This window comes from Tsukamurella sp. 1534, assembly GCF_000312385.1.
In the GTDB taxonomy this organism is placed as follows: domain Bacteria; phylum Actinomycetota; class Actinomycetes; order Mycobacteriales; family Mycobacteriaceae; genus Tsukamurella.
Genome location: NZ_HE997627.1, coordinates 197,747 through 216,018 on the forward strand (window position 1 = coordinate 197,747; position 18,272 = coordinate 216,018).

Sequence of the window (18,272 nt, forward strand, 5' to 3'; positions counted from 1 at the left end):
ACGTACCCTCCCCACCGGCCGGGTCAGAGGGAGACGGCACCGGCCCTGGGGATCTCGCCTCCCCCTGGGGGCCGGGCGTCAGAGCCGGAGGCTGGCGAGGGCGTCGGCGGCGGCGAGGCAGCCGGCGGTCGCGAGGTCGAGATTGCGCAGCGAGGCCGCGTGGACCGTCTCGTCCGCCGCGGCGACGCAGTCGCTCACCACGTGCGCAGTGAGGCCGAGATCCGTCGCGTGCCGGGCCGTCTGTTCGACGGTGAGGTTGGTGGCGACGCCGGTGATGTACACCGTGGTGACGCCGTTCGCCGCGATCCAGTCCGCGGCCGGGCCCGCGAGGCCGGACAGTCGCTGGTTGTCGAGGACCACGGTGGGCTGTTCTCGCATCGGCGCGATGATCCGCGCCCCGTCCGCGTCCGGGCGGAAGGACACCTGGGCGTCGGCGACGGCCGTCATGAACGCGGTGTTCCGCACCAGGTCGCCCTCGCCCTCGGGCACGGTGAACCGCGTGAACACGACGGGGACGGGCGCCTCCGCGTGGAACCGTGTCGCACGTTCCACCACCCCCGACGCGGCGACGGGCGCGGCGAGCATCGGCCCGAAGAACCCGCCCGGATCGATGACGTTGACCTGCCAGTGCAGTGCGAGGACGGCGGCGGTCATGAGTTCCCGCGGTCCAGCAGGTAGGCGCCGCCGAGCGCGACGGCCGCACCCGGGATGACGTTGAGCAGCAGGATCGGGAACTCCTCGCCGAACGAGTAGCCGTGGGAGACACCGACGGCCATGTTGGCGATCATGGCGAGCAGCCACAGCACGCAGAAGGCGATCGCCGCCCGCTTCACGCCGACGGCCTTCTGCGACCGACCGATCGCCAGGAAGACCAGAGCGAGGATCACGCCGAGGGACACGATGATGATGGTGCGCATCGCTTCAGCGTAGAGCGGTCCGCTGCTCCGTGGGGATCGAAATCCCGCCCTTTCCACAAGGGATTCTTGTCAATGCAAGGCCGCCAGGGCGTCGTACGCCTCCCGCGCCGTTGCGACGGACTCCACTCCGGCGGGCCGCCGGGGACGGTCCACCATCAGCACGGCGACGCCGGCCACGCGCGCCGCCTCGAGCTTCGCCGCCACCAACTCACTGCCGCTGTCCTTGGTGACGAGAACGTCCACCGCGTGCCGGCGCATCAGATCGAGTTCGGAATCGACGGTGTACGGCCCGCGGTCGCGCACGATCTCGCGCCTCGCCGGCAGCGGACCCGACGGGGCGTCGACGACCCGGATGAGGAACCACCAGTCGTCCAGCCCCGCGAACTCGGCCACGTCCTGACGCCCGGTGGTGAGGAGCGCGCGCCCCGGCGACCGCTCGGCCAGGGCCGCCGCGGCTGCGGCGACGGACGGAACCCTCGTCCACGAATCCTCGCTCGAAGCCACCCATCCCGGACGCACGACGGCCACCAGCGGAACGCCCGCCCGCTCGGCGGCCGCCGCCGCGTTCCGTGAGATCGTCGCGGCGAACGGGTGCGTGGCGTCCACCAGCACGTCGACGCCGTGGAGGAAGTCCGCGAGGCCCTCGACGCCGCCGAATCCGCCGATCCGCGTCTCCCCCACCGGGAGTCGGGGGTTGGCCACCCGGCCCGCGAGCGAGCTGAGCACCGCGAACCGGTGGTCGGCGTCCAGGAGCGCCGCCAGCTCGCGCGCCTCGGCGGTGCCGCCGAGGATGAGCACGCGGATCAATGGCTCGCCCCCGGCGCGCGCAGGCGCCGGGCGGAGTAGAGGTAGCTCTCCTCGAATCCGCGTGGCTCCAGGGCCCGTCCGACGAAGATCACGGCGGTCTTCGTGATTCCCGCACCGGCGAGCCGCTCCGGAAGTTCCGCCAACCGGCACCGCACGATCACCTCGTCGGCGCGGCTCGCGTAGGCGACCACCGCGACCGGGCAGTCGGCACCGTAGTGCGGGAGCAGGTCGGCGGTGAGCTCCTTCGCGCGGTGCGCCGCGAGGTGCAGCGCGAGCGTCACGCCGGTCGCGGCGAGCGACGGGAGATCCTCGCCGGCGGGCATGTCCGTCGAGAGCGTGGACACGCGGGTGATCAGCAGCGACTGCCCGACTCCGGGCACGGTCAGTTCCCGCTGCAGGGAGGCGGACGCCGCGGCGAAGGCGGGCACGCCCGGGACCACCTCGTAGGGAACGCCCGCCTCGTCGAGCCGGCGGGCCTGCTCGGTGAAGGCGGAGTAGAGCGACATGTCGCCGGAATGCAGGCGGGCCACGTCGTGGCCCGCCGTGTGCGCCGCGACCATCTCGTCGACGATGTCGGGCAGCGGCATCCGGGCGGTGTCCACCAGCCGCGCGCCCTGCGGGCAGCGGTCGAGCACCTCGGGCGGCACCAGAGACCCTGCGTACAGGCATACCGCGCAGCGGGCGAGGAGGTCCGCGCCGCGGAGCGTCAGCAGATCCGGGGCGCCGGGGCCGGCGCCGATGAAGTAGACGGTCACTCGCCCTCCTTGACGAACACCCACTGCACCACCGGGCGACGCGGCTCCCACGCGGTGCCGCCGCCGAGAGGGCGGAGATCGGCCACCGTGTAAGTGCGTAGGGCCCCGCCGAACCGGTTGCGCAGCACCGTCGCCAGTGACTGACTCTCGACGGTCACCGCGTTCGCCACGAGACGCCCGCCCGGCTTGAGCACGCCCACGCAGGCCGTCGCCAGCGTCTCACTGAGTCCGCCCCCGATGAAGATCGCGTCCGGTTCGGGCAGGTCGGTGTTGAGCTCCGCGGTGTCCGCGACCACCACCTCGAACGGCACGCCCGCCCGGGAGGCGTTGCGCCGCACCCGCTCGGCGCGGTCCTCCCGCCGTTCGACGCCGACCACCGAGCCACCGCCGGCGAGTGCCCAGGAGATCCCGACCGAGCCCGAACCGGCACCGAAGTCCCAGATCCAGCCGCGTGACGGGGCGAGCGCCGCCACCGTCACCGCCCGGACGTCGTCCTTGGTGATCTGGCCGTCGTGCTCGAAGGTGAACGGCGGCTGCGGCTGCGCGGGTTCGACCGCGACCACGTTGAGGTCGTCGACCTTCAGGGACCGCCGGTGGCGGCGCACCTTCTCGCGCGGCCCGCCCAGTTGTTCCAGCACGGTGAGAGTGGCCGACAGGCCCGCACCGGCGAGGAGGTCGTCGAGCGCCGCGGGGGTGGCGGCGGATTCGCTGAGGACGATCACGCGCCTGCCGTCACGCACCGCTCGGACCACGGGCGCGGGATCGCGGGCCACCGCGGACACCACGACCACCTCCTCCGCGGGCCAGGCGAGTCGCGCGCACGCCAGCGACAACGACGAGAGATGGGGCAGCACGGCGAGTTCGAGGTCGGGGCGCCGCCGCGCCAGGGTGGCGCCGATACCGTAGAACATCGGATCCCCGCTGGCGAGCACGTGGTCGCCGTCGGCCACTGCGTCCAGCCCGTCGAGCAGCGGCGACGGCCAGGGCAGGACGTCGGCGGCGACGTCCGAGGGAAGGTATTCCAGCTGCCGCGGCGCGCCGTGGATCACGCGCGCCCCCGAGAGTGACCGCCGCGCAACGTCGGTGAGCCCGGCCCACCCGTCCGCGCCGATCCCGACCACCGTGACCGTCATCGCGGCATCCGCCGCCACACGGCCTGCGGCACCGCGCGGAGCCCCGCGTACAGGGGGCGCAGGATCGGCGGTACCCACACCACCCGCCTCCCCCGCCGCAGCGCGCGCACCGTGGCGTCCGCGACCTGCGGTGCGGTGGACGAGAAGGGCGCCGGCTTCACACCCGAGGCCATCAGGTCCCGGGTCAGCGCGCCGATGATGAATCCCGGCCGCACCAGCAGTACCCGGATCCCGCTGCCGTGCAGGGAGTCCGTGAAGCCCTGGACGAAGCCGTCGAGGCCCGCCTTGGTACTGCCGTACACGAAGTTGGCCTTCCGCACGCGGATGCCCGCCACCGACGAGAACGCGATCACCGCGCCGCGCGAACCGCCGCGCGCATCCTGTTCGCGCAGCAGGTTCGCCAGCGCCAGCAGGATCGACACCTGCGCCACGTAGTCGGTTTGCGCGATCTGCACGGCGTGCGTCGGATCCGCCTCGGCCCGCGACTGATCGCCGAGGATGCCGAAGGCCACCACCGCGATGCCGATCCGCCCGTGCCGGTCCGCCACCTCGTCGAGGAAGCCGACGTGCCGCTCGGTGCGGTCCGCGTCGAACTCCACCGGATACACGCCACTCGCGCCCGCCGCGCGCAGGGCGGCGATCTGCTCGTCCAAGTCCTCGGAGCGGCGGGCCGCGAGGATCACGTCCCGGCCGGGCGCGATCCGCGTAGCGACCTCCATGCCGACCTCGCTGCGGCCACCGAGCAGCAGCACGGCACCGTCGGGCATCACTTCCGCACTCACCGCTCCAGACTACGGTGGGACCGTGCCCACCTTGACGCCCCCGGCCCTCGAATTCCTCGCCGAACGCCACCTCGCGACGCTCAGCACGCTGCGCGCCGATGGGACGCCGCACGCCGTGGCGATCGCGTTCACCTTCGACCCGGACACCGGCATCGCCAGGGTGATCACCTCGGGCGACAGCCAGAAGGCCCGCAACGCCGAGCGGCGCGGGTACGCCGCGCTCACCCAGGTCGACGGTCCGCGGTGGCTCACCCTGGAGGGGCCCGCCCGGGTGCTCACCGAACGGGACGCGGTCGGCGACGCGGAGCGCAGGTACGCCGTGCGGTACCGGACGCCGCGCGAGAACCCGAAGCGGGTCGTCATCGAGATCGCGATCGAGCGGGTGCTGGGGTCGAGCACCATGCGCGGATAGGCGGCGTCCCCCATCGAGACCCGCCCTGCGCCTACAGAACCGTCAGGCCGTGCGGACGGGTGTTCACCGGCTCGCAGCCGTCGTCGGTCACGATGACGATGTCCTCGATCCTCGCGCCCCACGCGCCGCTGAAGTAGATCCCGGGTTCGATCGAGAACGCCATACCCGATTCGACCGGAACGGCGTTGCCCGCCACGATGTACGGCTCCTCGTGCACCGACAATCCGATGCCGTGACCGGTGCGGTGCAGGAAGTACTCCCCGAGGCCGGCGGCGACCAGCACGTCGCGCCCCGCGGCGTCGATCGCCTCCGCGGTGACTCCGGGGCGCACCGCGTCGACCGAAGCCCGCTGCGCCCGCTCCAGCACCGCGTACCGCTCGGCGATCTCCGCGGACGGCTCCCCCATCGCGTACGTGCGGGTGGAATCGGAGTTGTAGCCCGACGGGAGCGGGCCGCCGATGTCGACCACCACCACGTCGCCCTGCTCGATCACCCGGTCGGACACCTCGTGGTGCGGGTCGGCTCCGTGCGGGCCGGAGCCGACGATGATGAACTCGGGCACCGTGTGCCCCTCCTCGACGATCGCGGCGGCGATGTCGTCCGCGACCTCGCGCTCGGTGCGCCCCACCCGGAGGATCTCGGGGACCCGGGCGTGCACCCTGTCGATGGCGGCGCCCGCGGCCCGCAGTTCCGCGATCTCGGCGGCGTCCTTCACCATCCGCAGCCGGCGCAGTACCGCGGTGGCGAGTTCCACCGACAGGCCGCGGTCCAGCAGCGGAACCAGGTGCAGCGCCGGGACGGCGTCGGCCACCGCGACCGATGTCGCTCCCGCGAGGCGCCCCAGGACCAGCGCGTAGGGATCCTCGCCGTCCACCCACGAGGTGATCTCGAGTTCGAGGCCCGCTTCGCCGAGTCCCGGCACCGCCGAATCCTTGAGGATCGCCAGCTCGAGTTTCGGTACCACCAGCCCGAATCCGGTGCCGGTGATCACCAGGGCGGTCAGCCGCTCGAAGGACTCACTGACGACCCCCGTGAGGTAGGCCAGATCCGGCCCCGGGGTGATCACCAGCGGGGTCCCCGCTGCGGTGCTGAGCTCCTGGGCCCGGGTGAGACGGTTCGCGTACACGCTGGCGGGGAATTCACTCATGGGGTGATTGTGTCACCATGACTTCCGTGACGAACGACGCCGCGGGGAACGCACCGCTGATGCTGCTCGATTCCGCCGGGCTCTGGTTCCGTGCCTTCTACGCGATCCCGGACAAGGTGAAGTCGAACGACGGCCGCTCGATCAACGCGCTCCGCGGCTTCCTCGACATGACCTCGCAGCTCATCACCACGCACCGCCCCGGCCGGCTCGTCGCGTGCCTGGACCTGGACTGGCGCCCCCAGTTCCGGGTGGAGTTGCTGCCCACGTACAAGACGCATCGCGTCGCCGAGGAGGGCGCCGACGGCGAGGAGGAGGTGCCCGACACGCTGTCCCCCCAGGTCGACATGATCCTCGAGGTGCTGGAGGCCGTCGGCATCGCCACCGGCGGCGCGGTCGGGCTCGAGGCCGACGACGTGCTCGGCACTCTCGCGGCGCGCGAGGAGAAGGACCCGGTCATCGTGGTGTCCGGCGATCGTGACCTGCTCCAGGTCGCCGACGACACCCCGCCCGGAGCGCGGTGCCTGTACATCGGGCGCGGCATCGCCAAGGCCGAGATGTTCGGGCCCGCGGAGGTCGCCGAGAGGTACGGGCTCCCGGAGGACCGGCCCGGCCGGGCCTACGCGGAACTGGCCCTGCTGCGCGGCGACCCGTCCGACGGCCTGCCCGGGGTGCCCGGAATCGGCGAGAAGACGGCGTCGAAACTGTTGCTGCAGTACGGTTCCCTGGCCGCGATCCGCGAGGCCGCCGACCTCTCCCCGTCGCCGCTGCCGGCGCGTGCGGCCACGTCGATCGCCGCGTCGGCGGGCTACCTCGACGCGGCCTGGGACGTGGTGTGGGTGCGCCGCGACGCCGAGGTGGCGTTGTCCGGTCCTGACGTTCTGCCCACGCGAGCACGCGATCCGCAGCGCCTGGCCGAACTGGCCGAGGAGCTGCGGATCGGGGCGCAGGTGGAGCGCCTGCTCACCGCCCTGCGGGGCTGAGCCGGCGGGAGGGCATCAGGACGGGGCGCCGACCTGGTACTTGCCGTCACCGTCGAGGACCTTGACCTCGACCTTCTTGTCCTTACCGCCGATGGAGGCGCTGCAGGTGAACGTGGTGCCCTCCTTGACCTTCACGCCGTCGGTGTTGCAGGAGACGTCCTTGGTGTCCGTCTCGTTGTAGTTCTCCTTGAGCACCTTGGTCACGCCGTCGTTGACCGCGGCGTTGTCGAACTTCTTGCTGAAGAACGCGCCGGTGAACCACCCGACGAGGATGACGACGAGGACGATCGCGATCACGACCGCCGCGGCGATGCCCACGATGAGGCCGGTCTTCGACTTCTTCGGCGGGCCGGGCATTCCGGCGTACTGCGGCTGGAACGGCTGGCCGGGCTGTCCCCCGAACTGCTGGCCGAACTGTTCCTGCGCGCCGAACTGCGGCTGCTGAGGGACGCCGTACTGGCCCGGTCCGGGCTGACCCGGCTGCCCCGGCTGACCCGGCATCGGCTGGCCGGGCTGCCCCGGCCACTGGCCGCCCCCGAACTGGGGCGCGATCTGGGTCTGGTCGCCCGCGGGGGCGCCGGGCACCTGGTAGGGCTGCTGCGGCTGGCCGTACTGCGGCGAGATCTGCGTCGGGTCGGAGGTCCCCGGCTGGCCCGGCTGCGGGACCTGGGGCTGGCCGGGCTGTGGAACTTGCGGCTGACCCGGCTGCTGCGGCTGGCCGGGCTGCTGCCAGCCCTGCTGTGCCCATTGCTGGTTGGGATCCTGCGGGTTGCTCATCCGTTCACTCCTCCCCGGCCGGCAGCCCGGAACGGCCCCGACGTACGCCTGTGCGCTCAAGATACCTGATCATGAACCGGACTCAGCGACGACGCCGCGACGAATCGAGGCGATCGCGGCCGTCGCCACCGCGGCGAGTCCCGGCCGGGTCTCGAAGGACGTCTGCTTGATCTGATCCAGCAGGTCGATGACCTGGCGGCACCACCGCACGAAGTCGCCCGCGGGCAGGGGCTGCCCGCGCTCGCCCGCCGCGATCAGGGTCGCCGCCAAGGTGCCGCCACTCGCCCACTGGTGCAGCGGCGCCACGAAACCCACGTCCGGTTCGCGGCTCGGCTCCAGCCGGTGCTCGGCCTCCGCCGCGACGATGTCCGTCCACCGGTCCGCTATGTCGCGCACCGCGGACCGCACCGCGCCGGGGACCTTCTCGCCGGTGAGGATCGCACCGCCGCGGTCGCCGCGGGATTCGAAGACCATCGCCGAGACCACCGCCGCGAGGTCCGCGGGCCCCAGGCCGTCGAACACGCCTTCCTCGACGCACTCGCAGACGAGCAGGTCGGACTCGCTGTAGACCCGCGCCAGCCGGTGCCCGGCCTCGGTGAGCGCGAGCTCGCCGTCCCCGTCGCCGGTCAGGTAGCCGCGGTCGGTCAGCAGGTCGACGATCCGCTCGAACGTGACGACCAGCGACGAGGTGGTGGCGCGGACCGTCGCCGCCGCGGCCGTGGTCTCCCGCTCCAGCCGCGCGTACCGCTCGGACAACCGGTCCAGCTCCGGGGCGCGGCGCCCCGTGTGGGCGGGATGCGCCCGCATCCGTCCGCGCAGGTCCGCGAGCCGGCCGTCGTCGGCCGCGGGGCGCCGGGCCTTCGCCTGCTGTCGCGGCGCGGTGATCCCGCTGTTGCGGAGCGTGGACGCGAGGTCGCGCTTCCCGCGGCCGGAACGGTAGTCCGCGTTCTTCGCGACGCGCAGCGTGCCGAGCACGGAGACATCGCCCACGAAGTCCGAGGCGCCGACCCGTCCGGCCCACCCGCTCTCGTTGATGACCAGGGGTTTCGGGTCCCGGCGGTCTCCCGACGGTTCGACCACGAGGGCCAGGCCCCGCCGGCGGCCACCCGTCACCGCGATCACATCGCCGCGGCGCAGCTCGGCGAGTGCGGAGCCCGCGCCGTCCCGCTTGTCCGCGAGGTGCTGGCGCCGCAGCGAACGCTCGCGCGCCCGGACGTCCTCGCGCAGCCGCACGTATTCGAGGTAGTCGGTGCCGCCCGCGGCGTCGGTGATCTGCTGCCGGAGCTGCTCGAGTTCCTTCTCGTTGCGCTGAACCCGCTTCGCGAGCCCCACCACGGACCGGTCGGCCTGGAACTGCGCGAAGCTCGCCTCCAGCAGCCGCTCGGCACCTTTGCGGCCCAGCCGGTCGAGCAGGTTGATCGACATGTTGTAGCCGGGGGTGAAGGAGCTGACCAGCGGGAAGGTGCGGGCGCCGGCGAGGCCGGCCACCTCCTGCGGCCGCACTCCGGTCTGCCACAGCACCACGGCGTGGCCCTCGACGTCGATGCCGCGGCGCCCGGCGCGACCGGTGAGCTGCGTGTACTCGCCCGGAGTGAGCTCGACGTGGGATTCGCCGTTGTACTTCACCAGGCGCTCCAACACGACCGTCCGCGCGGGCATGTTGATGCCCAGTGCGAGGGTCTCGGTGGCGAAAACCGCGCGCACCAGGCCCTTGACGAAGAGTTCCTCGACGGCGTGCCGGAACGCGGGCAGCATGCCGGCGTGGTGCGCCGCGAAGCCGCGCGTCAGCGCCGCGCGCCACTCCTCGTAGCCCAGCAGTTCGAGGTCGGCCGGGGAGAACTCGGCCACGTGCTTGTCGATGACGAGGCCGATCTCCTCGGCCTGTTCCTGCGTGGTGAGGACGACCGGCGAGCGCAGGCACTGGGTGAGCGCCTGCTCGCAGCCGGCCCGGGAGAAGACGAACGTGATCGCCGGGAGCAGCCCCTCGGCGTCGAGGAGGGCGATCACCTCGGGGCGCGGGATCGGGCGGCGGGTCTGCGGCGGGCGGCCGCGACCGGCCCGGCGCCCGGTGCGGCTGACCACGCCCGGGTCGCGGCTGCGGTCGAGGGACTCCCGTTGCTTGACGTACCGCACCAGTTCGCCGTCGAGGACGAGTGCCTTCTGGCCGCCGGACTCCTGCGCCGCGCGGAGCGCCTTCGTGTCGAAGAGGTCGAAAAGCTTGCGGCCCACGAGCATGTGCTGCCACAGCGGTACCGGGCGCTGCTCGTCGACGATGACGGTGGTGTGGCCGCGGACCTCCGCGATCCAGGCGCCGAACTCCTCCGCGTTGGACACCGTCGCCGACAGGCTGACCAGGCGCACGTCCTGAGGGAGGTGCAGGATCACCTCCTCCCAGACCGCGCCACGGAACCGATCCGCGAGATAGTGCACCTCGTCCATGACCACGTGGCTGAGGGAGTCGAGCGCCGCCGAATCGGCGTACAGCATGTTCCGCAGTACCTCGGTGGTCATCACGACCACGGGCGCCGAGGAGTTGATCGAGGTGTCGCCGGTGAGCAGCCCCACCTTGTCGGCGCCGTACCGGGCGACCAGCTCGGCGTGCTTCTGATTCGACAGCGCCTTGATCGGCGTGGTGTAGAAGCACTTGGTACCGGCAGCGAGGGCCAGGTGCACTGCGAACTCGCCGACCACGGTCTTCCCGGCGCCGGTGGGCGCGCAGACGAGCACGCCGCGTCCCTCCTCGAGGGCCTGACAGCCCTGCACCTGGAAGGGATCCAGCGAGAAGCTCAGCCGGGACGCGAACTGATCGAGCTCAGAGGATGTCATCGAGCCCCGAACGCGGGATCGACGTGTTCATGAGCTTTTCGGGGCGCTCGATGGGGTCGGAGGCCGTCAGCGCGCTGCCCGTAGGGCCGGCCGATGCGCCGATCGGCTGCGGGGACGCCGGAGCGGGTGATGCCGCCTCGTCGTCGAGCTCGCCCTCCCAGGCGTCGCTCGGGCAGTTCTTGTACTTCATCCGGTCGTGGAAGCGCGCGAACTGGATGGAGATCTCGAGCAGCACGGCGAGTGCTCCGCCGAGCGCCAGCATCGTGAACGGGTCGCCCGACGGGGTGATCACCGCGGAGAAGATGAACATCGACAGCAACATGCCGCGGCGCCACTTCTTGAGCTTGGTGTACGGAAGTACTCCCACCAGGTTCAGCGCGACGATGAACAGGGGCAGCTCGAAGCTGACGCCGAAGATCGCCATGACCGTGAGCACGAAGCCGAAGTACTGCGGGCCCTGCAGTGCCGTCACTTGGGTCTCGTTGCCCACGGTGAGGAAGAAGCTGAAGGCGCTGGTGATCATCAGGTAGCCGAGGACCGCGCCGCTGACGAACAGCGTGCCGCCGAGGGCGACGAACGTGATCGTGTAGCGCTTCTCCTTGCGGTGCAGCGCTGGGACGATGAACGCCCAGATCTGGTAGAGCCACACCGGGCACGCCAGAACGATGCCGGTGGCGACCGCGACTTTGAGCCGGAGGTTGAACTGATCGAACACACCCGTGGCCAGCAATCGGCACTCGCCGCCGCGCGTGATCTCAGCGCGCGACGTCGCCGGGAGATCGCAGTACGGGCCGGTGAGGAGATGACCGGTCGACGGCAGGCCGAACGGGCCATGGCTGTACCAGTAGAAACCGACGATCGACGTCGCGACGATGGCGAGCAGCGACCACATCAGCCGCGCCCGCAGTTCGTACAGGTGATCCACGATCGACATCGTGCCGTCGGGATTGACGACGGCACGCCGCTGACGTGGATCGAACGGGATCTTCACCAAAAAAGGCGGAGGGCTACGCCGACTTGCGGTCGGCCTCGGAGGGCTCGGCCGTCTGCACGTCGATCGGCTTCTCGGTCACCTCGGCCTGCTGCGCCTTGGCCGAATCCTTCTGCGACCCCTCGGTCTTCATCTCGTCCATCTCGCTCTTGAAGATGCGCATGGAACGGCCAATGCCACGAGCGGCGTCGGGCAGCTTCTTGCCTCCGAAGAGGATGAGCAGGACGACCGCAACGATGACCCACGCCCAGGGATTGTGGGTGATACCCATGATGGCCTCACTTCGTTCTAGATTTCTGTACTGAGCCTACCGGACCCGGCGCGCCCCACACCGCCTCGACCGGCAGGTGCAAGTGACGTGTTCATGAATAGTTCGCGAGCCCGTCCGCGGCACGCTGGGCGACGGCGTCGGCGAGAGCCCGCGGCTCCCGTACGGCGAGTTCCCCACCGAAGCTCAGCACGAAGCGCACCATCCAGGCCTCGGTGGCGTACTGCATGGTCGCGGTGACGGCGCCGTGCGCGCCCTCCCCGACAACGGTGAACGGGTGGTACTCCAGCGCCCACGCCGCGCCGGGCCCCACCTCGAGGACGGCGGTGGTCAGGTCGTCCGCGGCGGCACCGTCGAACAGTCCCGACGCGGGCCGGACGTCCTGAGGCACCCGGGCGGGCTCGTCGAGCACGCGCGCATCGTCGATCCGGTCCAGCCGGAACATGCGCAGCCCCTCGCTGCGCCGGCACCACGCCTGTAGGTAGGTGTGCCCGTCGAAGGTGTCCAGGGCGATGGGGTCCACGTCCCGCTCGCTGAGCGAGTCGCGGGTCGCCGAGTAGTAGCGCAGGTGCAGGGCGCGCTCGTCGCGGAGTGCGGACCGCACGACGCCCGCGATCTCCGTGCCGGGCCCGTCGGAGAGCGCACCGTCGATCGAGGCGATGGTGTCCCGCCCCGTGCCCGCGACGGCCGCCTCGAGCTTGGCGATCGCCCGGAGGACCGCGGCGGGGTCCGCCACGCCCGGCGAATCCGCGAGCGCCCGGAGCGCGAGCAGGAGGGATGCGGCCTCCGGGCCGGTCAGTTTGAGCGGCCGGTCGATCCGCGCGCTGAACCCGATGTCCACGCCCGATTCGTCGTAGTCGATCTCGATGAGATCGCCCGGGAACATCCCCGGCAGCCCGCACATCGTGAGGCCGGTGAGGTCCTTGCGGAGCTGCGCGACGGTGACGCCCAGGTCGGCCGCGGCGCGGTCGAGGTCGGCATCCGGGTGGGTGCGGAAGTAGGGAATCACGTTGAGCCAGCGTGCGAGGCGCTGCATCTGCCTGCTCGGCTGCTTGGACTGCGTACTCATCGCTCCCCCGCCAGTGCTGTCAGTCGGTCCACCACGGCGTCCCGGAGCTGCGGCGGCTCGAACACCACCGCGTCGGGCCCGAGCCCGGTGACCTCTCGGGCCAGCGCGTCGACGGATCGCACCTCGACGGTGAGCTCGGTTCCGGGCCGGCCGCGGAAGTCACCGTCGGACGTGGTGGACGCGAGCCGCCGCAGCCCGTCTCCCCGCCCCCGCGCGACCCAGAGCCGGGCGACGCCCACGGGATCCCGTTCGGCGACCGTGGCCACGACGTGGGCGTGCAGGTCGAACCCGTCGGGCGGCCGGACGGTGGCCGACCGGTCCAGGACCGCGCCCCCGCGGACCCGGGACAGCTTGAAGGTGCGCACGGCACCGCGGTCCACGTCGTGCCCCACGGCGTACGCGTTGCCGCGGAACGTGACCACGCCCCACGGGTGCAGCGTGCGGTCGACGAACGGCTGGGTGGGGTTGCCGCGGTGCGCGAAGGTGACCTGCTTGCGGCGGTCGATGCCCTCGAGCATCGCGAGCAGGGCGCCCTCCGCGCCCCGGTCGGCCGCGATCGCGGTACTCGCGCCCGCGCCCGGGCCCTCCACGTCGAGGCCGCCCGCGCGGAGCTTCTGCACCGCGGACTGGGCTGCTGAGGACAACTCGGGCGACTGCCACACCGCGGCCGCCACGGCGACGGCGGTGGCCTCCTCCGGGTCGAGGTCGATGTCGCCCAGCGCGTACTCGTCGAACGCGATCCGGTAGCCCTGGGTGGAGTTGATCCGCGAGATGGGCGCCACCTCGATGGGCACGCCGAGATCCCGCAGGTCCGCCTTGTCCCGCTCGAACATCCGCTCGAAGGCGTCGTCATCCGAGTCGCGGTCGTACCCCGCCACATTGGCGCGGATGTAGTCCCGGTCCACCGGGAACCGCGTGGACAGCAGGCAGATCACGAGGTTCGTCAAACGCTCGATACGCGAAGTCGCCACGTGTCGATCTTACGTTCTATCGGGCGCCGATGCTCACATCGACGCGATGAGTCGCTCGACCCGTTCGTCGACGTTGCGGAACGGGTCCTTGCAGAGCACGGTGCGCTGCGCCTGGTCGTTGAGCTTGAGGTGCACCCAGTCGACCGTGAAGTCCCGGTTCGCGGCCTGCGCGGCGGTGATGAAATCACCGCGGAGCTTCGCGCGGGTCGTCTGCGGCGGCGTGTTCACCGCGGCGTCGACGGCCTCGTCGGTGGTGATCCGCGCCGCCATCCCGCGCCGCTGCAGGACGTCGAAGACGCCGCGCCCGCGCTTGATGTCGTGGTAGGCGAGGTCGAGCTGCGCGATCTTGGGATCGGAGAGGTCCATCGAGTACTTGTCCAGGTAGCGCTGGAACAACTTGCGCTTGATCACCCAGTCGATCTCGGTGTCGACGTGCGAGAAGTCCTGGGACTCGACGGCGTCCAGGGTGCGGCCCCAGAGGTCCACGACCCTGGTGAGCTGCTCGTCGGGCTCACGGGTGGCGAGGTATTCGACGGCCTTGGCGTAGTACTCGCGCTGGATGTCCAGGGCGCCCGCGTGCCTGCCGCCGGCCAGCCGCACCTCGTGCCGGCCCGTGGTGTCGTGGCTGACCTCGCGGATGGCGCGGATCGGGTTGTCCAGGGAGAAGTCGCGGAACTGGACGCCCGCCTCGATCATCTCCAGCACCAGCGTCGCGGTGCCCACCTTGAGCATGGTGGTGGTCTCGGACATGTTGGAGTCGCCGACGATCACGTGCAGCCGGCGGTACTTCTCGGCGTCCGCGTGCGGCTCGTCGCGGGTGTTGATGATCGGGCGGCTGCGGGTGGTGGCGCTGGAGACGCCCTCCCAGATGTGCTCGGCGCGCTGGCTCAGGCAGTACGTGGCCGTCTTCGGGGTGAGCAGCACTTTGCCCGCACCGCAGATCAGCTGGCGGGTCACCAGGAAGGGCAGCAGCACGTCGGCGATGCGGGAGAACTCGCCGACGCGGCCCACCAGGTAGTTCTCGTGGCAGCCGTAGGAGTTGCCCGCCGAATCGGTGTTGTTCTTGAAGAGGTAGATGTCGCCGCCGATGCCCTCGTCCTGCAACCGCTGCTCCGCGTCGAGCAGCAGGTCCTCGAGCACGCGCTCGCCCGCCTTGTCGTGCGTGACGAGCTGCAGCACCGAATCGCATTCGGCGGTGGCGTACTCGGGGTGGCTGCCCACGTCGAGGTACAGGCGCGAGCCGTTCTGCAGGAAGACGTTGGAGCTGCGCCCCCAGGAGACGACGCGCCGGAACAGGTACCGGGCGATCTCGTCCGGGCTGAGGCGACGGTGCCCGTGGAACGTACACGTCACACCGAACTCGGTCTCGATCCCCATGATTCGCCGCTGCACGTGTCGAACACTACCTCTCCGCCCAGCGCGCCGCGGTCAGGTGTCGCGGGCGGGCCCGGTTCTGATCCCCGCGAGGACGAAGCCGAGGTGACGACGCCAGACGGTGTCGTCCCCGGGGTGTAGTGCGATGACGTTCGCCACCGCGACCATGAGCGTCGCGAGATCGTCGAAACCGAAGTCCCGCCGTACTACTCCGGCGGTGTGGGCGCGGTCGAGAACGGCCAGGACCGCGCCGCCCGCGCGCCCGCACTCCGCGACGAGGTCCACCTCGCCGACCGCTCCCCTGGCCACGGCCTCGTTGACCGTGCGGTCGCGCGCCTGCGCGGCGATCAGGGCGTCCAGGAACCCGGCGAACGCGGTCCAGGCGTCGGGTTCGGCGTCCGCGGCGGCTGCGAGGGCGTCGAGCTGCGCGAGCCGGTCCGGCAGCACCGCGTCCACGAGCTCGCCGCGGTCCGCGAAGTGGTTGTAGAGCGTGCCGATGCTCACGCCGGCCCGCTTGGCGATCCGCTCCAGCGGCACGTCGACGCCGTGCTCGTCGAACGACGCCCGGGCGGCGTCCACCAACTTCTGCCTGTTGCGCACGGCGTCCGCTCGGGGAGACATGCCGACCAGCATAGCGATATTGAGGACCTCCTCAACTTCTGGTACTAAGTTGAGTATGACCTCAAGTAATGCGCACCCCGTCCTCGTCGTCCTCGGAGCCGGCCCCGGGCTCGGAATGTCCGTCGCCCGCGCCTTCGGCCGCCGCGGCTACCGCGTCGCGATCGCCTCCCGCTCCGCCGACCGCCATCCCGGCTACCTCGACGAGCTCCGCGCGCTCGGCATCGAGGCCGCCGCCTTCCAGGTGGACGCCGCCCGGCCCGGATCCGTCGCGGACGCCGTCGCCGCGGTCCGCGAACGATTCGGGCGGATCGACGTGGCCTACTACGGCGCCGGCGCCCCCGTCGCGCTCACGCCGATCACCGAGCTCACCCCGGCCGGCGCCACCGAGGCGCTCGGCACCGTCGCGCCCGTCGTCGAGTTCGCCACCGCGGTGCTGCCCGAACTGCGTGCGCGCGACGGCGCGCTGCTGCTGGTCGGCGGGTTGAGCAGCGTGATCCCGATGCCCCACCTCGGCGGGCTCACCCTGGTCGCCTCCGCCTACCGGGCGTACGCCCTGAACCTGCACGCCGCGCTGGCCGACGAGGGCGTGTACGCGGGCACGCTCACCGTGGGCGGGATGATCGCCGGAGGAGATATCGCCGCGGCGATGGCCGCCTCGACGCAACCGGAGGATCTCGCCGCCATCACGCTGCAGCCCGACGACCTGGCCGAGACCGTGTGGCGCCTGGTGACCGAGCGCACCGAGGCCGAGGCCGTGATCGACGTGATCAGTTGACGATCAGTCGTCGCCGTCCAGTTCGGGGTGCCGGCGGAAGTTGACGACCGCCGCCACCAGCCCGCCCCAGACCACGACGATGGAGACCGCCATCATCGCGATGGCTCCGCCGCTCATGCGCTCACCTCCTTGTCGGGAGCGATGTCGTCGGGTGTGAAATCGTCGGCCGCGCGGTCCGGCAGCAGCGACATGCCGATGCCGAACAACAGCGCCAGTCCGGCGACCCCCCAGCCTGCGGCCAGAAGGAAGTCCGTGCTGTACCCGCTGTAGTTCTCGGAGAATTCGGTGATGAGGCTGTCGATGCTCATCCAGATCAGCATGACCGGGGCGACGACGCCGAGCAGCACCTGCCAGGCCTTCCCGACTCGGAAACTCGAGATCGCGTCCACGTGCCGCTGCAGAACGGGCAGGCGGCGCAGCACCACCGCCGCCACGAGGATCGCGACCAGCGCGGCCAACACGATGCCGTACGAGTTGATGAAATGATCCACGGTGTCCAGGATGTACAGCCCGTTCTCGGTGGGGTAGAACGCGATCGACACCGCAGCGGTGGCGCCGCCCACCGCGAACACCGAGGGGATCCGGCCGAGCCCGGTGCGGTCCTGGATCGCCGCCACGATGACCTCGACGATGCTGATCAGCGACGTCAGGCCGGCGATGAGCAGGGACCCGAAGAACAGCACGCCGAACAACGCCGATCCTCCGCTGAGCTCGGAGATCACCTGCGGGAAGGCGATGAACGCGAGGCCGGTGCCGCCCTCCACGACCTCGCCGATCGGGACGTGCGCCTGCATCGCCATGAAGCCGAGCGTGGCGAACACCCCGATCCCGGCAAGGATCTCGAAGGCGCTGTTGGCGAACCCCGCCACCAGTGCGGAACCGGTGAGGTCGGCCTTGCGCTTGAGGTACGACGAGTAGGTGACCATGATGCCGAAACCCACCGACAGCGAGAAGAAGATCTGGCCGTAGGCGGCCTGCCACACCTTCCCGTCGGTGATCGCGGACCAGTCGGGCGAGAACAGCGCGTTCAGCCCGTCGCCGGCGCCGGGCAGGAACAGCGCGCGCACGACGAGGATCGAGAACAGCAGCACCAGAAGGGGAATGAACACCTTGTTCGCCTTCTCGATGCCCCGCTTCACCCCGAGCGCGAGCACCGCGAGGGTCACGACCCACACGGCGACGAGCGGCCACAGCACGCCCGGCACGAACGCGCCGAGCAGCGACGGCGCATCGGCCGTGTGCAGGAAGTCCTTCTGGAAGAACGTCGCCGGGTCCGAGCCCCAGGCCTTCGACGTGGAGAAGCCGATGTATCGCACCGACCAGGCGAGGATCACCGCGTAGTACGTGGCGATGAAGAAGCAGATGCCCACCTGCCACCAGCCCACGAACGTGGCAGGCTTGCCCAGTCGACGCATGGACCGCGGCGCCGAGGCCCGATGCCGGTGCCCCACTGCGTATTCGAAGATCAGCAGCGGGATCCCCGCGGACAGCAACGCGATGAGATACGGGACCATGAACGCCCCGCCGCCGTTGTCGTACGCCTCCTTGGGGAACCGCCAGATGTTGCCGAGGCCGACCGCGGAGCCGATGGCGGCGAACAGGAACCCCGCTCGCGTTCCCCACTGCTCGCGCGGGCGATCGATCGCGTCCGCCGTCACCGTTCTCCT

20 protein-coding genes are annotated in these 18,272 nt (G+C 71.1%); 3 read left to right on the forward strand and 17 right to left on the reverse strand.

Annotated features, from left to right (window positions below; genetic code table 11):
• Positions 1–78 precede the first annotated feature (78 nt).
• From BN39_RS13310 to BN39_RS13335, 6 genes are all read right to left on the reverse strand, one after another.
• Positions 79–654 (reverse strand): cysteine hydrolase family protein, encoded by a 576-nt coding sequence (locus BN39_RS13310; RefSeq protein WP_019202907.1) that lies wholly within the window; start codon positions 652–654, stop codon positions 79–81.
• A complete protein-coding gene (locus tag BN39_RS13315) occupies positions 651–917 on the reverse strand; it encodes a hypothetical protein (protein WP_019202908.1) in 267 nt (88 codons plus the stop codon). The genes BN39_RS13310 and BN39_RS13315 overlap by 4 nt, the downstream gene beginning before the upstream one ends.
• A gap of 69 nt (positions 918–986) precedes the next feature.
• Complete coding sequence (locus tag BN39_RS23895) at positions 987–1,724, reverse strand: cobalt-precorrin-6A reductase (protein WP_040767954.1); 738 nt, start codon at positions 1,722–1,724, stop codon at positions 987–989.
• Positions 1,721–2,479 carry a precorrin-4 C(11)-methyltransferase gene (gene cobM, locus BN39_RS23900; RefSeq protein WP_019202910.1) on the reverse strand — a complete coding sequence of 253 codons (759 nt, stop codon included), beginning with the start codon at positions 2,477–2,479 and terminating at the stop codon, positions 1,721–1,723. The genes BN39_RS23895 and cobM overlap by 4 nt, the downstream gene beginning before the upstream one ends.
• Positions 2,476–3,612: a precorrin-6y C5,15-methyltransferase (decarboxylating) subunit CbiE gene (gene cbiE, locus BN39_RS13330; RefSeq protein ID WP_040768300.1), complete on the reverse strand. Its 1,137-nt coding sequence runs from the start codon at positions 3,610–3,612 to the stop codon at positions 2,476–2,478. Before cbiE ends, cobM begins: the two co-directional genes overlap by 4 nt.
• Positions 3,609–4,379: an SDR family NAD(P)-dependent oxidoreductase gene (locus BN39_RS13335; protein ID WP_019202912.1), complete on the reverse strand. Its 771-nt coding sequence runs from the start codon at positions 4,377–4,379 to the stop codon at positions 3,609–3,611. Before BN39_RS13335 ends, cbiE begins: the two co-directional genes overlap by 4 nt.
• Positions 4,380–4,416: 37 nt before the next feature.
• On the opposite strand from BN39_RS13335, the gene BN39_RS13340 reads away from it, so the two are divergent.
• Entirely contained in the window at positions 4,417–4,806 is a 390-nt protein-coding gene (locus BN39_RS13340; RefSeq protein ID WP_019202913.1) for a PPOX class F420-dependent oxidoreductase, read from the forward strand.
• A 31-nt stretch (positions 4,807–4,837) separates the two neighbouring features.
• Here the strand turns inward: BN39_RS13340 and BN39_RS13345 are convergent, their stop codons facing one another.
• Positions 4,838–5,953, reverse strand: a complete 1,116-nt coding sequence (locus BN39_RS13345; protein ID WP_019202914.1) for a Xaa-Pro peptidase family protein — start codon at positions 5,951–5,953, stop codon at positions 4,838–4,840.
• Positions 5,954–5,970: 17 nt separating this feature from the next.
• Here BN39_RS13345 and BN39_RS13350 point away from each other — a divergent pair, with 17 nt between their 5' ends.
• Positions 5,971–6,933, forward strand: coding sequence for a 5'-3' exonuclease (locus BN39_RS13350; protein WP_019202915.1), 963 nt, complete (start codon positions 5,971–5,973; stop codon positions 6,931–6,933).
• A gap of 15 nt (positions 6,934–6,948) precedes the next feature.
• Here BN39_RS13350 and BN39_RS13355 read toward each other — a convergent pair whose 3' ends face one another.
• The 8 genes from BN39_RS13355 to BN39_RS13390 form a co-directional block, all read right to left on the reverse strand.
• A complete protein-coding gene (locus BN39_RS13355; protein WP_019202916.1) occupies positions 6,949–7,710 on the reverse strand; it encodes a DUF4333 domain-containing protein in 762 nt (253 codons plus the stop codon).
• Positions 7,711–7,779: 69 nt separating this feature from the next.
• Positions 7,780–10,536, reverse strand: a complete 2,757-nt coding sequence (locus tag BN39_RS13360; RefSeq protein WP_019202917.1) for an RNA helicase — start codon at positions 10,534–10,536, stop codon at positions 7,780–7,782.
• A complete protein-coding gene (tatC, locus tag BN39_RS13365; protein ID WP_019202918.1) occupies positions 10,523–11,527 on the reverse strand; it encodes a twin-arginine translocase subunit TatC in 1,005 nt (334 codons plus the stop codon). Before tatC ends, BN39_RS13360 begins: the two co-directional genes overlap by 14 nt.
• Positions 11,528–11,543: 16 nt before the next feature.
• On the reverse strand, positions 11,544–11,798 hold the full coding sequence (tatA, locus tag BN39_RS13370; protein ID WP_019202919.1) for a Sec-independent protein translocase subunit TatA: 255 nt from the start codon (positions 11,796–11,798) through the stop codon (positions 11,544–11,546).
• A 91-nt stretch (positions 11,799–11,889) separates the two neighbouring features.
• The gene (locus BN39_RS13375; protein ID WP_237741695.1) at positions 11,890–12,864 is read right to left on the reverse strand and encodes a YafY family protein; all 975 of its coding nucleotides are present in this window, start codon (positions 12,862–12,864) and stop codon (positions 11,890–11,892) included.
• On the reverse strand, positions 12,861–13,835 hold the full coding sequence (locus tag BN39_RS13380) for a YafY family protein (protein ID WP_040767960.1): 975 nt from the start codon (positions 13,833–13,835) through the stop codon (positions 12,861–12,863). Before BN39_RS13380 ends, BN39_RS13375 begins: the two co-directional genes overlap by 4 nt.
• Positions 13,836–13,868: 33 nt before the next feature.
• Positions 13,869–15,227, reverse strand: a complete 1,359-nt coding sequence (gene pafA / locus BN39_RS13385; protein ID WP_086010307.1) for a Pup--protein ligase — start codon at positions 15,225–15,227, stop codon at positions 13,869–13,871.
• 36 nt (positions 15,228–15,263) lie between these two features.
• Complete coding sequence (locus tag BN39_RS13390; protein WP_202803301.1) at positions 15,264–15,830, reverse strand: TetR/AcrR family transcriptional regulator; 567 nt, start codon at positions 15,828–15,830, stop codon at positions 15,264–15,266.
• A 55-nt stretch (positions 15,831–15,885) separates the two neighbouring features.
• Between BN39_RS13390 and BN39_RS13395 the strand changes: the two genes are divergently transcribed.
• Positions 15,886–16,605 carry an SDR family oxidoreductase gene (locus BN39_RS13395; protein ID WP_040767963.1) on the forward strand — a complete coding sequence of 240 codons (720 nt, stop codon included), beginning with the start codon at positions 15,886–15,888 and terminating at the stop codon, positions 16,603–16,605.
• 3 nt (positions 16,606–16,608) lie between these two features.
• Here BN39_RS13395 and BN39_RS22790 read toward each other — a convergent pair whose 3' ends face one another.
• Positions 16,609–16,722 (reverse strand): methionine/alanine import family NSS transporter small subunit, encoded by a 114-nt coding sequence (locus tag BN39_RS22790; protein ID WP_019202925.1) that lies wholly within the window; start codon positions 16,720–16,722, stop codon positions 16,609–16,611.
• Positions 16,719–18,263, reverse strand: coding sequence for a sodium-dependent transporter (locus BN39_RS13400; protein WP_019202926.1), 1,545 nt, complete (start codon positions 18,261–18,263; stop codon positions 16,719–16,721). The genes BN39_RS22790 and BN39_RS13400 overlap by 4 nt, the downstream gene beginning before the upstream one ends.
• Positions 18,264–18,272: the final 9 nt, after the last annotated feature.